General features: G+C 57.1%; 13 protein-coding genes. 11 read left to right on the top strand and 2 right to left on the bottom strand.

Annotated elements, in window-relative coordinates; translation table 11 throughout:
- Window positions 1-62 precede the first annotated feature (62 nt).
- From hycB to hypF, 11 genes are all read left to right on the top strand, one after another.
- Window positions 63-671, top strand: coding sequence for a formate hydrogenlyase subunit HycB (gene hycB / locus QEN31_RS05040; RefSeq protein ID WP_001079164.1), 609 nt, complete (start codon window positions 63-65; stop codon window positions 669-671).
- Window positions 671-2,497 (top strand): formate hydrogenlyase subunit 3, encoded by a 1,827-nt coding sequence (gene hycC, locus QEN31_RS05045; RefSeq protein ID WP_000097040.1) that lies wholly within the window; start codon window positions 671-673, stop codon window positions 2,495-2,497. The genes hycB and hycC overlap by 1 nt, the downstream gene beginning before the upstream one ends.
- 2 nt (window positions 2,498-2,499) lie before the next feature.
- The gene (locus QEN31_RS05050) at window positions 2,500-3,423 is read left to right on the top strand and encodes a respiratory chain complex I subunit 1 family protein (protein WP_099949619.1); all 924 of its coding nucleotides are present in this window, start codon (window positions 2,500-2,502) and stop codon (window positions 3,421-3,423) included.
- Between the two features lie 17 nt (window positions 3,424-3,440).
- Complete coding sequence (gene hycE / locus QEN31_RS05055) at window positions 3,441-5,150, top strand: formate hydrogenlyase subunit HycE (RefSeq protein ID WP_001288155.1); 1,710 nt, start codon at window positions 3,441-3,443, stop codon at window positions 5,148-5,150.
- Window positions 5,151-5,159: 9 nt separating this feature from the next.
- A complete protein-coding gene (hycF, locus tag QEN31_RS05060; RefSeq protein ID WP_000493767.1) occupies window positions 5,160-5,702 on the top strand; it encodes a formate hydrogenlyase subunit HycF in 543 nt (180 codons plus the stop codon).
- The gene (gene hycG / locus QEN31_RS05065; RefSeq protein ID WP_000067419.1) at window positions 5,702-6,469 is read left to right on the top strand and encodes a formate hydrogenlyase subunit HycG; all 768 of its coding nucleotides are present in this window, start codon (window positions 5,702-5,704) and stop codon (window positions 6,467-6,469) included. The genes hycF and hycG overlap by 1 nt, the downstream gene beginning before the upstream one ends.
- Window positions 6,466-6,876: a formate hydrogenlyase maturation HycH family protein gene (locus QEN31_RS05070; RefSeq protein WP_000003726.1), complete on the top strand. Its 411-nt coding sequence runs from the start codon at window positions 6,466-6,468 to the stop codon at window positions 6,874-6,876. The genes hycG and QEN31_RS05070 overlap by 4 nt, the downstream gene beginning before the upstream one ends.
- Window positions 6,869-7,339: a hydrogenase maturation peptidase HycI gene (gene hycI / locus QEN31_RS05075; RefSeq protein WP_000132984.1), complete on the top strand. Its 471-nt coding sequence runs from the start codon at window positions 6,869-6,871 to the stop codon at window positions 7,337-7,339. Before QEN31_RS05070 ends, hycI begins: the two co-directional genes overlap by 8 nt.
- A gap of 26 nt (window positions 7,340-7,365) precedes the next feature.
- Window positions 7,366-8,175, top strand: coding sequence for a hypothetical protein (locus QEN31_RS05080; protein ID WP_000902280.1), 810 nt, complete (start codon window positions 7,366-7,368; stop codon window positions 8,173-8,175).
- Window positions 8,176-8,375: 200 nt separating this feature from the next.
- Window positions 8,376-8,921 carry an electron transport protein HydN gene (gene hydN / locus QEN31_RS05085; RefSeq protein ID WP_001078791.1) on the top strand — a complete coding sequence of 182 codons (546 nt, stop codon included), beginning with the start codon at window positions 8,376-8,378 and terminating at the stop codon, window positions 8,919-8,921.
- Window positions 8,922-9,066: 145 nt separating this feature from the next.
- Window positions 9,067-11,307 carry a carbamoyltransferase HypF gene (hypF, locus tag QEN31_RS05090; RefSeq protein WP_000963438.1) on the top strand — a complete coding sequence of 747 codons (2,241 nt, stop codon included), beginning with the start codon at window positions 9,067-9,069 and terminating at the stop codon, window positions 11,305-11,307.
- 96 nt (window positions 11,308-11,403) lie between these two features.
- Here hypF and norW read toward each other — a convergent pair whose 3' ends face one another.
- Window positions 11,404-12,537 carry an NADH:flavorubredoxin reductase NorW gene (gene norW / locus QEN31_RS05095; RefSeq protein WP_000086354.1) on the bottom strand — a complete coding sequence of 378 codons (1,134 nt, stop codon included), beginning with the start codon at window positions 12,535-12,537 and terminating at the stop codon, window positions 11,404-11,406.
- Window positions 12,534-13,973 carry an anaerobic nitric oxide reductase flavorubredoxin gene (gene norV, locus QEN31_RS05100; RefSeq protein WP_000026015.1) on the bottom strand — a complete coding sequence of 480 codons (1,440 nt, stop codon included), beginning with the start codon at window positions 13,971-13,973 and terminating at the stop codon, window positions 12,534-12,536. The genes norW and norV overlap by 4 nt, the downstream gene beginning before the upstream one ends.
- Window positions 13,974-14,099 lie beyond the last annotated feature (126 nt).

Here is a 14,099-nt window from a genome sequence, read left to right on the forward strand (position 1 = left end):
TCGAAAATGACATTTCAACGGCATGTTTTCGTCAAAAATGACAATCACCTGAGGAATGCCTGGTGAATCGTTTTGTAATTGCTGACTCCACTCTCTGTATCGGCTGCCACACCTGTGAGGCCGCCTGTTCAGAGACGCATCGCCAGCATGGCCTGCAGTCAATGCCGCGCCTGAAAGTGATGCTGAATGAAAAAGAATCTGCGCCGCAGCTTTGTCACCACTGTGAAGATGCGCCATGCGCCACGGTATGCCCGGTTAACGCGATTAATCGCGTTGACGGCGCTGTCCAGCTTAATGAAAGCCTGTGCGTGAGCTGCAAACTGTGTGGTATTGCCTGTCCGTTTGGCGCTATTGAGTTTTCCGGCAGCCGTCCGCTGCATATTCCGGCGAACGCCAATACGCCGAAAGCGCCGCCCGCGCCGCCAGCGCCTGCGCGCGTCAGTACGTTGCTCGACTGGGTGCCGGGCGTACGCGCTATCGCGGTGAAATGCGACCTGTGCAGCTTTGACGAGCAAGGCCCGGCCTGTGTGCGGATGTGCCCGACTAAAGCGCTACACCTGGTGGAGAACACGGATATCGCCCGCGCCAGCAAACGTAAACGTGAGCTGACGTTTAATACCGATTTTGGCGATCTCACCTTGTTTCAGCAGGCTCAGAGTGGGGATGCATAATGAGTTCACTTTCACTGATTACTAGCGGCGTCGCGTGGTTTGCCGCCGCCGCCGTTCTGGCGTTTCTGTTTTCGTTTCATAAAGCGCTGAGCGGCTGGATTGCCGGTATCGGCGGCGCGGTCGGCAGCCTGTGTACGGCAGGCGCGGGGTTCACCGCGCTGACCAGCGCCGTTACGGTTAGCGGCGTGATGCCGTTTACCGGCCACATGCTGCAAATTACGCCGCTGAATGCTATCTGGCTGATTACGCTGGGGCTGTGCGGTCTGTTCGTCAGCCTGTTCAATATCGACTGGCATCGCCATCCACAGGTAAAAGCCAACGGGCTGTTAATCAACCTGCTGATGGCGGCAGCCGTCTGCGCCGTGGTCGCCAGTAATCTGGGGACGATGGTGGTGATGGCGGAAATCATGGCGCTCTGCGCCGTGTTCCTCACCGGCGGTAGCAAAGAGGGCAAACTGTGGTTTGCGCTGGGCCGTCTCGGTACGCTGCTGCTGGCAATCGCCTGTTGGCTGGTGTGGCAGCGCTACGGCACGCTGGATCTGGGGCTGCTGGATCAACGCGCTCAGCAACTGCCGCTGGGCTCCGATATCTGGCTGCTCGGCGTTATCGGTTTTGGTCTGCTGGCCGGGATTATCCCGCTACACGGTTGGGTGCCGCAGGCGCACGCCAACGCCAGCGCTCCCGCCGCCGCGCTGTTCTCGACCGTGGTGATGAAAATCGGGTTGCTGGGTATCCTCACGCTATCTCTGCTTGGCGGCAATGCGCCGCTGTGGTGGGGCGTGGCGCTGTTGGTGCTAGGGATGATCACCGCCTTTGTCGGCGGTCTGTACGCGCTGATGGAGCATAACATTCAGCGCCTGTTGGCCTATCACACGCTGGAAAATATCGGCATCATTTTGCTCGGTCTGGGCGCAGGCGTTACCGGGATTGCTCTCAATCAGCCGGTACTGATCGCGCTGGGTCTGACCGGCGGGCTCTATCACCTGCTGAACCATAGCCTGTTCAAAAGCGTGCTGTTTCTGGGCGCGGGCAGCATCTGGTTCCGTACCGGTCATCGCGATATCGAAAAACTGGGCGGTATTGGTAAACGGATGCCGGTTATTTCTATCGCCATGCTGGTCGGTCTGATGGCGATGGCGGCGCTGCCGCCGCTGAACGGCTTTGCCGGCGAGTGGGTGATTTATCAGTCCTTCTTCAAACTGGGCAACAGCGGTGCGTTTGTTGGTCGTCTGTTAGGACCGCTGCTGGCGGTTGGCCTGGCGATTACCGGCGCGCTGGCGGTGATGTGTATGGCGAAAGTGTATGGCGTGACGTTCCTTGGCGCGCCGCGCACGAAGGAAGCTGAAAATGCCAGCTGCGCGCCGATCCTGATGGGCGTCAGCGTGGTGGCATTGGCGATTTGCTGTGTACTGGGCGGGGTTGCCGCGCCGTGGCTGTTGCCGATGATTTCCACTGCGGTACCGTTGCCGCTGGAAACCGCGCACACCACCGTATCGCAGCCGATGATCACGCTGCTGTTGGTCGCCTGTCCGCTACTGCCGTTCATCATTATGGCGATGTTCAAAGGCAACCGTCTGCCGTCGCGTTCTCGCGGCGCGGCCTGGGTGTGCGGCTACGACCATGAGCAGTCGATGGTGATTACCGCGCACGGTTTTGCCATGCCGGTGAAAGAGGCCTTTGCCCCGGTACTCAAACTGCGTAAGTGGCTCAACCCGGTATCGTTGATTCCGGGCTGGCAGAACGCGGCGGCCGCGGTGCTGTTCCGTCGTCTGGCGCTGATTGAGCTGGCGGTGCTGGTGGTGATTGTGGTTTCACGAGGAGCCTGAAAATGAGTGTGTTTTATCCGTTAATTCAGGCGCTGGTGCTATTTGCCGTTGCGCCATTGCTGTCCGGTATTACTCGCGTGGTGCGCGCCCGTCTACACAATCGCCGAGGGCCGGGCGTGTTGCAGGAGTACCGCGACATTATCAAACTGCTCGGTCGTCAGAGTATTGCGCCCGCTGATTCTGGCTGGGTTTTTCGCCTGACGCCGTTTGTGATGGTCGGCGTGATGCTGACTATCGCCACCGCGCTGCCGGTCGTCACCGTTGGATCTCCGTTGCCGCAACTGGGTGATTTAATCACCCTGATTTACCTGTTCGCCATCGCGCGCTTCTTCTTCTCTATTGCAGGCCTGGATACCGGCAGCCCGTTCACCGCGATCGGCGCCAGCCGTGAAGCGATGCTCGGCGTGCTGGTGGAGCCGATTCTGCTGCTGGGTCTGTGGGTCGCCGCGCAGGTGGCGGGTTCAACTCATATCAGCAATATCGCCGATACCATTTATCACTGGCCTGTCGCGCGCAGTATTCCGCTGATTCTGGCGCTGTGCGCCTGCACCTTCGCCACATTTATCGAAATGGGCAAGCTGCCGTTCGACCTGGCGGAAGCGGAGCAGGAGTTGCAGGAAGGGCCGTTGACCGAATACAGCGGTAGCGGCTTTGCGGTGTTGAAATGGGGCATCAGCCTTAAACAACTGGTGGTGTTGCAAATGTTCGTCGGCGTGTTTCTGCCGTGGGGACAGATGGAAACCTTCAGCGCAGGCGGACTGCTGCTGGCGCTGGTGATTGCCGTCGTCAAGCTGATTGTTGGCGTACTGGTGATCGCCCTGTTTGAAAACAGCATGGCGCGACTGCGTTTTTGCGCCACTTCACGCGTGACCTGGGCCGGTTTTGGGTTTGCGTTTTTAGCCTTCGTCTCCTTGCTGGCGGCGTGATTTAAGAGAGTTTGAGCATGTCTGAAGAAAAATTAGGTCAACAATACCTTGCGGCGCTGCACCAGGCGTTTCCGGGCGTCGTGCTGGACGAAGCCTGGCAGACCAAAGATCAGCTGACTATTACGGTGAAAGTAAACTATCTGCCGGAAGTGGTGGAGTTTCTTTACTACCAGCAGGGTGGGTGGCTGTCGGTGCTGTTCGGTAATGACGAACGCCAGTTGTGCGGCCACTATGCCGTTTATTACGTGCTGTCGATGGAGCAGGGCACGAAGTGCTGGATTACCGTTCGCGTTGAAGTGGATGCCAATAAGCTGGAATTCCCATCCGTTACGCCGCGCGTGCCGGCTGCCGTGTGGGGTGAGCGCGAAGTACGCGACATGTACGGTTTAATCCCGGTCGGTCTGCCGGACGAGCGCCGTCTGGTGCTGCCGGACGACTGGCCGGATGAACTCTATCCGCTGCGTAAAGACAGTATGGATTATCGTCAGCGCCCGGCGCCGACCACCGATGCGGAAACCTACGAGTTCATTAACGAGCTGGGTGACAAGAAAAATAACGTGGTGCCGATTGGCCCGCTGCATGTCACCTCCGATGAACCGGGCCACTTCCGTCTGTTCGTCGATGGCGAAAACATTATCGACGCCGACTACCGCCTGTTCTACGTCCACCGTGGTATGGAAAAACTGGCGGAAACCCGCATGGGTTATAACGAAGTCACCTTCCTGTCGGATCGCGTGTGTGGTATCTGCGGCTTCGCGCACAGCACTGCCTACACCACTTCCGTGGAAAACGCGATGGGCATTCAGGTGCCGGAGCGTGCGCAGATGATCCGCGCCATTCTGCTGGAAGTGGAGCGTCTGCACTCGCACCTGCTGAACCTAGGCCTCGCCTGCCACTTTACCGGTTTTGACTCCGGCTTTATGCAGTTCTTCCGCGTGCGTGAAACCTCCATGAAAATGGCAGAGATCCTTACCGGCGCGCGCAAAACTTACGGACTGAACCTGATCGGCGGGATTCGCCGCGATCTGCTCAAAGAGGACATGATCCAGACCCGTCAACTGGCGCAGCAGATGCGTCGTGACGTGCAGGAGCTGGTGGACATGCTGCTGAGCACGCCGAATATGGAACAGCGTACCGTGGGTATCGGCCGTCTGGACCCGGAAATTGCCCGTGACTTCAGTAATGTCGGCCCGATGGTGCGCGCCAGCGGTCACGCCCGCGACACCCGCGCCGACCACCCGTTTGTGGGCTATGGCCTGCTGCCGATGGAAGTGCACAGCGAGCAGGGCTGCGATGTGATTTCTCGTCTGAAAGTCCGTATCAACGAAGTTTACACCTCGCTGAATATGATCGATTTCGGTCTGGATAATCTGCCGGGCGGCCCGCTGATGGTGGAAGGCTTTACCTATATTCCGCACCGTTTTGCGCTCGGCTTCGCTGAAGCGCCGCGTGGTGACGATATCCACTGGAGCATGACCGGCGACAACCAGAAGCTGTACCGCTGGCGCTGCCGTGCGGCGACCTACGCCAACTGGCCGACGCTGCGCTATATGCTGCGCGGCAACACCGTCTCCGACGCGCCGCTGATTATCGGCAGCCTCGACCCGTGCTACTCCTGTACCGACCGGATGACCGTGGTCGATGTGCGTAAGAAGAAGAGCAAAGTCGTGCCGTACAAAGAACTTGAGCGCTACAGCATTGAGCGTAAAAACTCGCCGCTGAAATAAGGAATCGCCATGTTTACCTTTATCAAAAAAGTTATCAAAACCGGCACGGCGACCTCGTCTTATCCGCTGGAGCCGATTGCGGTTGATAAAAACTTCCGCGGCAAGCCGGAACATAATCCGCAGCAGTGCATCGGCTGCGCCGCCTGCGTTAATGCCTGCCCGTCGAACGCGCTGACGGTGGAAACCGATCTCGCGACCAATGAGCTGGCGTGGCAGTTCAATCTTGGCCGTTGTATCTTCTGCGGTCGCTGCGAAGAGGTGTGCCCGACGGCGGCGATTAAACTGTCGCAAGAGTACGAACTGGCGGTGTGGAAGAAAGAAGATTTCCTGCAACAGTCCCGCTTTGCGCTGTGCAACTGCCGCGTGTGCAATCGTCCTTTCGCGGTACAGAAAGAGATCGACTACGCCATTGCGCTGCTTGCGCACAACGGCGACAGCCGCGCGGAAAACCACCGCGAAAGCTTTGAGACCTGCCCGGATTGTAAGCGTCAGAAATGCCTGGTGCCGTCCGACCGTATTGAACTGACTCGCCATATGAAAGAGGTCAGCTAATGAGCAATTTATTAGGCCCGCGTGACGCCAACGGCATTCCGGTACCGATGACGGTGGATGAATCCATCGCCAGCATGAAGGCGTCTTTACTGAAAAATATTAAGCGTTCGGCATACGTTTACCGCGTGGACTGCGGCGGCTGTAACGGCTGTGAAATCGAAATCTTTGCGACGCTTTCGCCGCTGTTTGATGCCGAGCGTTTCGGCATCAAAGTAGTACCGTCGCCGCGTCATGCCGATATTCTGCTGTTTACCGGCGCGGTGACCCGCGCCATGCGCTCTCCGGCGCTGCGCGCCTGGCAGTCGGCGCCGGACCCGAAAATTTGTATCTCTTACGGCGCCTGCGGCAACAGCGGCGGCATCTTCCATGATCTCTACTGCGTCTGGGGCGGTACCGACAAAATCGTCCCGGTGGATGTGTACATTCCGGGGTGCCCGCCAACGCCTGCCGCCACGCTGTACGGATTTGCAATGGCGCTTGGCCTGCTGGAGCAGAAAATCCACGCCCGCGCGCCGGGTGAGCTGGACGATCAGCCCGCAGAGATCCTGCATCCGGATATGGTGCAGCCGCTGCGCGTGAAGGTGGATCGCGCGGCGCGCCGGCTGGCGGGTTATCGCTATGGTCGTCAGATCGCCGATGATTACCTGACACAGTTGGGGCAGGGCGAGCAGCAAGTGGCGCGTTGGCTGGAAGCGGAAAACGATCCGCGTTTAACCGAAATTGTCACCCATCTCAATCATGTTGTTGAAGAGGCGCGTATCCGATGAGCGAACAGGTGGTGTTCAGTCAACTGAGCCGTAAGTTTATTGATGAGAACGATGCGACGCCTGCCGAGGCGCAGCAGGTTGTCTATTACAGCCTGGCGATTGGTCACCACCTGGGGGTTATCGATTGTCTGGAGGCCGCACTCACCTGCCCATGGGATGAGTATCTGGCGTGGATCGCCACCCTGGAAGCCGGTAGCGATGCCCGGCGTAAAATGGAAGGCGTGCCGAAGTATGGCGAGATCGTCATCGATTTCAACCATGTTCAAATGCTGGCGCGCGCGTTTGATGAGGCGCGCGCCGCGCAGACCCCGCAGCAGCAAGAATGGAGCAAACTGATGCTCAGTATGCTGTATGACATTCATCAGGAAAGCGCCATCTATCTGATGGTGAGGAGGCTTCGTGACTGACGTTTTACTCTGTGTCGGCAACAGCATGATGGGCGACGACGGCGCAGGCCCGTTACTGGCGGAAATGTGCGCGGCGCAGCCGAAGGGCAACTGGGTTGTCATCGATGGCGGCAGCGCGCCGGAAAACGACATTGTGGCGATTCGCGAACTGCGCCCGCAGCGTCTGTTGATTGTCGACGCCACCGATATGGGACTTAATCCGGGCGAGATCCGCATCATCGATCCGGATGATATCGCCGAAATGTTTATGATGACCACCCACAATATGCCGCTCAACTACCTTATCGATCAGCTGAAAGAGGATGTCGGGGAGGTGATTTTTGTTGGTATCCAGCCGGATATCGTCGGGTTTTATTATCCGATGACTCAACCGATTAAGGACGCGGTAAACATCGTCTATCAGCGCCTGGAAGGCTGGCAGGGAAACGGCGGATTTGCCGCGCTGGAAGCGCCGGAGGCGTAAAATGCGCACATATTTAGGGAGAATTTGTGTTACACGGCAAAGGTTGTAAGAAGGACGTGAAGATTATCGTATGGAGCGGACTGCTATTTCTCTGCCTCGCCGCACGCGCACTGGCCACCGGTGTTGTCGGTTACCTGCCGATGAGCGACGGTGAATATGCGCAAAAGCGTGCGCTGAAGCCGCTGTTGACCCTGCCTTATTCTGTATCGCCCGACCAGACCTGGCACTTTCGCCAGGTCGGAGTCAGTGGCGTGACGCTACTGCCGGAGCCGAAAAAAGATAACGAATGGCGGATTAGCGGAAAAGACAGAGCCGGTAATTCGTGGGTTGTCCCGGTTGGAAGGCTGATTAATTTGGCGGGTAATGCGCAATTTTATCGCGCTGACCTCGATCGTAACGGCATTCAGGATCTGGTTATCTGGTTGGGCAATCCTGGGTTGGGCCTGGCGCCGAGCGCGCAATACATCATTTTCACCTTTCTCAAGAATGGCCGCCCCTGCGTCTTTGAACCGTGGGGGTTTTATACCGCGACCGATACTGGCGTTGATGATTTGCTTGATTTACAGGGCAATGGGCGCACGCAACTGTTGGATATGCAATTTGACTCAGGCTACTGGATAACCAATTTATATCAGGTGAAGGACGCCCGCTGGCAGCGCGTACACGGCTGGTTTGGCCGGTTGAGTTATCCGGCGCTGACCCGTTTTAATCACTATCCTGGTCGTAAATTAATTATCAAACCTATTGCCGGAAGGAATCCGCAAACGGACGATCTTTCCCTTACGCAGCGCTGTTTAATACGCGGTAACGTATTGCCAGGCGTTAATCAGGATTGATGCCAGTTGCGGTGCAGAGTTGGCTGGCTATCACTGCAAATCTTGACCACCACTGGCGACATTACGTGTCATCGACACTTGTGACGATGACACGTAAATGCTCACGAAAATAGAAATAATATTCTTAAATAACAATGAAATAAAAATTGGCACGATTCGTGTATATATCGGCACATCATCTGTTATTGCTGGAGAATTTGATGAACCGTTTCATCATTGCAGACGCGAGTAAGTGCATTGGTTGCCGTACCTGTGAAGTGGCTTGCGTCGTATCCCATCAGGAAAATCAGGATTGCGCATCGCTGACCCCTGAAACCTTTTTACCTCGTATCCATGTCATCAAAGGCGTGAACGTTTCCACGGCAACGCTGTGTCGCCAGTGTGAAGACGCGCCGTGCGCCAACGTTTGCCCGAATGGCGCCATCAGCCGTGACAAAGGCTTTGTTCATGTGATGCAGGAACGCTGCATTGGCTGTAAAACTTGCGTAGTGGCATGTCCTTACGGCGCCATGGAAGTGGTGGTACGTCCGGTGGTTCGCAATAGCGGCGCGGGGCTGAACGTGCGTGCCGAAAAAGCCGAAGCCAACAAGTGCGATCTGTGTCACCACCGTGAAGCCGGTCCGGCCTGTATGGCCGCTTGCCCAACGCACGCCCTAATCTGCGTGGACCGCAATAAGCTTGAACAGCTGAGCGCGGAAAAACGCCGTCGCGCGGCGCTGGATTCAACGGCATCGCTGCTTTTCTGATTTCTGCGATTGCGCGTAGAATACGCCACAAAGCATTGCCGGATGGCGGCATCAATGCCTTATCCGGTCTACGGTCCGTGCGGTTGTAGGCCTGATAAGCGTCGCGCCATCAGGCATCCGGGTTCGATGATGGCGGGAAAATAAGATGGCGATAGACACACCTTCCGGCGTACAGCTACGCATTCGGGGCAAAGTACAGGGCGTCGGTTTTCGTCCTTTTGTCTGGCAGCTGGCGCAGCAGTTGCGATTACACGGCGACGTGTGTAATGACGGCGACGGCGTCGTCGTTCGGCTGCTGGAAGAGCCGTCGCAATTTATTGCCGCGCTCTATCAGGATTGCCCGCCGCTGGCGCGCATTGACAGCGTTGAACACGCGTCGTTGGTATGGGAGCGCGCGCCGACGGATTTCACCATTCGTCAGAGCGCAGGCGGTTCGATGAACACGCAAATCGTGCCGGATGCGGCGACCTGCCCGGCATGTCTTGCCGAGATGAATACCCCAGGCGAGCGGCGCTACCGTTATCCTTTCATCAATTGCACCCACTGCGGACCACGCTTCACCATTATTCGCGCTATGCCCTATGACCGGCCATTTACGGTGATGGCGGCGTTTCCCTTGTGTCCGGAATGCGACAGCGAATACCGCGATCCGTACGATCGCCGTTTTCATGCCCAGCCCGTTGCCTGTCCGTCATGCGGGCCGCATCTTGAGTGGCGGAGCCAACATGAACGAGCGGAAAAAGAGGCGGCTTTGCAGGCGGCGGTCGCCCAACTGAACGCCGGAGGCATTATTGCCGTTAAAGGGCTGGGTGGTTTTCATCTGGCCTGCGATGCGCGCAACGCTAACGCAGTGGCGATGCTGCGGGCGCGTAAACATCGTCCGGCGAAACCATTGGCGGTGATGTTGCCCACGGCGCAAACGCTGCCGAGCGCGGCGCGTTCGCTGCTGACCACGCCAGCGGCCCCGATTGTACTGGTGGATAAGCAGTATGTACCTTCGCTGAGTGAGGGCATCGCGCCAGGACTTACGGAGGTGGGTGTGATGCTGCCAGCCAACCCATTGCAACACCTCTTGTTGCAGGAGCTCAATTACCCGCTGGTGATGACATCCGGCAACCTGAGCGGCAAACCGCCCGCCATCACCAACGAACAGGCGCTGGACGATTTACACGATATTGCCGATGGTTTTCTGTTGCACAATCGCGACATTGTACAGCGCATGGACGACTCTGTCGTACGCGACAGCGGCGAAATGCTGCGTCGTTCGCGGGGATACGTGCCGGACGCGATTGCGTTGCCGCCCGGATTTCGCGATGTGCCGCCGATACTTTGTCTGGGCGCGGATCTGAAAAACACGTTCTGTCTGGTACGCGGCGCACAGGCGGTTGTCAGCCAACATTTAGGCGATCTCAGCGATGACGGTATCCAGGCGCAGTGGCGCGAGGCATTGCGTCTGATCCAGTCAATCTACGATTTTACGCCAGAGCGTATCGTCTGTGATGCGCATCCGGGCTATGTTTCCAGTCAGTGGGCCAGTGAGATGCGTCTGCCGACAGAGACGGTGTTACACCATCATGCCCATGCGGCGGCTTGCCTGGCCGAGCATGGTTGGCCGCTGGACGGCGGAGAGGTGATTGCCCTGACGGTAGACGGTATCGGCATGGGTGAGAATGGCGCGCTATGGGGCGGAGAATGTTTGCGGGTCAATTATCGCGAATGCGAACATTTAGGTGGTTTACCCGCCGTGGCGCTGCCGGGAGGCGATCTGGCTGCCAAACATCCGTGGCGTAATCTGTTGGCGCAGTGCCTGCGCTTTGTGCCGGACTGGCAGGATTACCCGGAGACAGCGGGGCTGCAACAGCAAAACTGGAATGTCCTGGCGCGCGCCATTGAGCGCGGCGTCAATGCCCCGTTGGCCTCTTCCTGCGGGCGGTTGTTTGACGCGGTGGCTGCCGCGCTTCGCTGCGCGCCAGCATCGCTTAGCTATGAGGGCGAGGCCGCCTGCGCGCTGGAGGCGCTGGCCTCTCAATGCGCTAACGTTGAGCATCCGGTAACGATGCCGCTTAACGGCGCTCAACTGGACGTCGCCGTTTTCTGGCGGCAATGGTTGAACTGGCAGGCCACGCCTGCGCAACGCGCCTGGGCTTTTCATGATGCGCTGGCGTGCGGGTTTGCCACGCTAATGCGCCAGCAGGCTACGGCGCGGGGGATAACCACTCTGGTCTTCAGCGGCGGGGTGATACACAACCGCTTACTTCGCGCGCGTCTTGCCTTTTATCTTTCTGATTTTAAATTGTTATTTCCGCAGCGGTTACCAGCGGGCGACGGCGGGCTGTCGTTTGGACAGGGCGTGATTGCCGCAGCGCGAGCGTTAAGTGAAGTGTAGGGCGACGGATGGCGGCTGCGCCTTATCCGGCCTGTAAACAGATGCTCACTCGTAGGCCGGATAAGACGCGAAGCGGCGCCATCCGGCATCACAGGCTTATACCGACAACGTTTTTAGCAGTGCAAAGGCCTCTTTCATGCGGTCTTCACTCACCACAAAGGCGCGTAGTTGGCCTTCTCCGCTCATGCCTTTGGCAATCATACCGTCAGATTCTGCGGTAATATGCCAGCTCAAATCGCGGCGCTGAGTTTCTCCCGCCAGATGCAGCGGCAGTTCCGGCGTTTTGACTTTGACCAGCATCGCCGGTAGCTTCAGCGGCGCGTTGCCGCCGAGCAGATTTTTCGCCAGGTACATCGCGCTTAACTGGATCGGTTGCAGGAAGGGCAGCACCTGACCGTTGATCTCCGCGCAATCGCCGATCGCATAAATATCCGGGTGACTGGTCTGTAGATAGCTATCCACGCAGACGCCGCGGTTGACGGCTACTCCGGCGCGGCGCGCCAGAGCGGTTTCCGGGCGTAAGCCGGTGGCGGCAATCACCGCATCGACCTCAATACTATGCTGGCTTACCAGCGTAGCGCGGATACCGGCTTCGGTTTTCTCCAGTTTTTGCAACTGCGATTTCAGCAGCAGATGCACCCCCATATCGGTCAGGTGATGCTGTAAGCGACTGCTCACTTCCGGTGGCATCAGTGAGGCGAGAAGGCTGGCGGCGTTATCCATCAGCGTTACCGTTTTCCCGGCGCGGCAGAAATCCATCGCTAATTCACTGCCAATGAGACCGCCGCCGACAATCAGCACTCGCTGCGCGTCGCGCAGTTGTGTCTCACAGGCGCGGTACTCCTGCTGGCTATTCAAAGTAAGCATTAACTCACGTCCTGCAATCGGCGGCACAAAGGCTGTCGCTCCGGTCGCCAGTACCAGCTTGTCGTACTGCCACTGCTTATCCTGACTTTTCACCACATGGGCATCGGCATCAATGTCAGCAACCCAGGTATGCGGGAACCGTCGCAGATTAAACTGTTCAGCAAATTCCCCCGCTAACTGGCGGGTGAGATCATCGGCGCGCTGCGACTGGCTGATAACGTGGCTGAGATCGGGCTTGTTGTACTCATCCATGCTGTCCGCCGCAATCAGGGTTAACGGCACATGCGCATCTTGTTTACGAATATTTTTGACGAGCTGACGGGCGGCGAAGCCCGACCCAATAATGATGATCCCCCGACTCATTTTGCCTCCGTCGCCAGTACGTCGAACACGTCTTTACCTAATGAACATTCCGGGCACAGGAAGTTATCCGGCACGTCGTTCCACGGCGTACCCGGCGCGACATCCTGCAACGGCTCGCCCAGCGCAGGGTCGTAAATCCACTGGCATACGCTGCATTGCATTTTGGGGCCGAGGTCTGCGGCGGTGCAGGTTATGGTTTCTTCGACTGGCGCGATTTGCTGTGTGGTTTCCGGCAGCGGAGCAAGCGCCCACTGACGCGCGATGTCGCGACCGTGCTGACGGCACAACTCCAGCGCATCCAGATCCGGACGCCATTTCGCTTTCAGACTCAGGGACATTTCAAAACCGGCATCCTGTAAGCGCGTGGACAGTCGATCCACCGCGCCGCCGCTCCAGCCATGAGAACCGAAGGCGCTGGCGCGTTTGTTGCGAAAGCGCAGGCCGGTCATCTCTTCCACCAGACCAGCGATTTTCGGCATCATCACGTTGTTCATGGTAGAAGTGCCGACCAGCACGCCTTTCGAACGGAAGACGTTGGTCAATATTTCATTTTTATCGCTGCGGGCGACGTTAAAGATTTTGACCGCCACGTTGGGGTCCACTTCGTTGATACCCTGCGCGATGGCATCCGCCATCATGCGAGTATTGTTCGACATGGTATCGTAGAAAATAGTGATACGATCTTCCTGATAATCTGTCGCCCATTTCAGATACAGTTCCACGATTTGCGTTGGGTTGTCGCGCCATACCACGCCGTGTGAGGTGGCAATCATATCCACCGGCAGGTTGAAGCCGAGGATTTCGGTAATTTTTGGCGTTACCAGACGGCTGAACGGCGTCAGGATATTGGCGTAGTAGCGCTGGCATTGTTCAAACAGTTCAGTTTGGTCCACTTCATCATTGAACAGGCGCTCGTCGCAGTAGTGCTGACCAAAGGCGTCGTTGCTGAATAACACCGCGTCGCCGGTCATATAGGTCATCATGCTGTCCGGCCAGTGCAGCATCGGCGTTTCCACGAAGATCAACTGCTTGCCGTTGCCGATATCCAGCGTATCGCCGGTTTTCACCACCTTAAAATTCCATTCCGGGTGATGGTGATGGCCGTTGATAGAGTCAATGGCGTTGGCGGTACAGTAGATAGGCGTGTCCGGGATCTGCGCCATCAGTTCGGTCAGCGCGCCTGCATGGTCTTCTTCGGCATGGTTAATGATGATGTAGTCGATATCCGCGAGGTCGATTTCACTGCGCAGGTTTTGCACAAACTCACGGCTAAACTTATGATCGACGGTATCGATCAGCACATTCTTTTCTTCACGAATGAGATAGCTGTTATAGCTGCTGCCGCGCAGCGTTTTGTATTCAGTGCCGTGAAAATCACGTACTTCCCAGTCGCGCTGGCCAACCCAATGAATATTATTTTTAACCAGAATAGACATAACCACCTCAATTCATTCAACGTTTACAAAAAGTTGTTTTGCTTATTGCAGCTAGTGTGCCAACTTTTCATCTTATTGATTTGTATTGAGTTATATTTGTTTTGTATTTTTGATGTAGTCAAAAAG

It is taken from the genome of Salmonella sp. SA15303 (assembly GCF_029962125.1).
In the GTDB taxonomy this organism is placed as follows: domain Bacteria; phylum Pseudomonadota; class Gammaproteobacteria; order Enterobacterales; family Enterobacteriaceae; genus Salmonella; species Salmonella enterica.

What these genes read in the sequence shown, in the direction of transcription:
- hycC (WP_000097040.1), top strand. Translation starts at nt 671, where the DNA reads ATGAGTTCACTTTCACTGATTACTAGCGGCGTCGCGTGGTTTGCCGCC.
- QEN31_RS05050 (WP_099949619.1), top strand. Translation starts at nt 2,500, where the DNA reads ATGAGTGTGTTTTATCCGTTAATTCAGGCGCTGGTGCTATTTGCCGTT.
- hycE (WP_001288155.1), top strand. Translation starts at nt 3,441, where the DNA reads ATGTCTGAAGAAAAATTAGGTCAACAATACCTTGCGGCGCTGCACCAG.
- hycF (WP_000493767.1), top strand. Translation starts at nt 5,160, where the DNA reads ATGTTTACCTTTATCAAAAAAGTTATCAAAACCGGCACGGCGACCTCG.
- hycG (WP_000067419.1), top strand. Translation starts at nt 5,702, where the DNA reads ATGAGCAATTTATTAGGCCCGCGTGACGCCAACGGCATTCCGGTACCG.
- QEN31_RS05070 (WP_000003726.1), top strand. Translation starts at nt 6,466, where the DNA reads ATGAGCGAACAGGTGGTGTTCAGTCAACTGAGCCGTAAGTTTATTGAT.
- hydN (WP_001078791.1), top strand. Translation starts at nt 8,376, where the DNA reads ATGAACCGTTTCATCATTGCAGACGCGAGTAAGTGCATTGGTTGCCGT.
- hypF (WP_000963438.1), top strand. Translation starts at nt 9,067, where the DNA reads ATGGCGATAGACACACCTTCCGGCGTACAGCTACGCATTCGGGGCAAA.
- norW (WP_000086354.1), bottom strand. Translation starts at nt 12,537, where the DNA reads ATGAGTCGGGGGATCATCATTATTGGGTCGGGCTTCGCCGCCCGTCAG.
- norV (WP_000026015.1), bottom strand. Translation starts at nt 13,973, where the DNA reads ATGTCTATTCTGGTTAAAAATAATATTCATTGGGTTGGCCAGCGCGAC.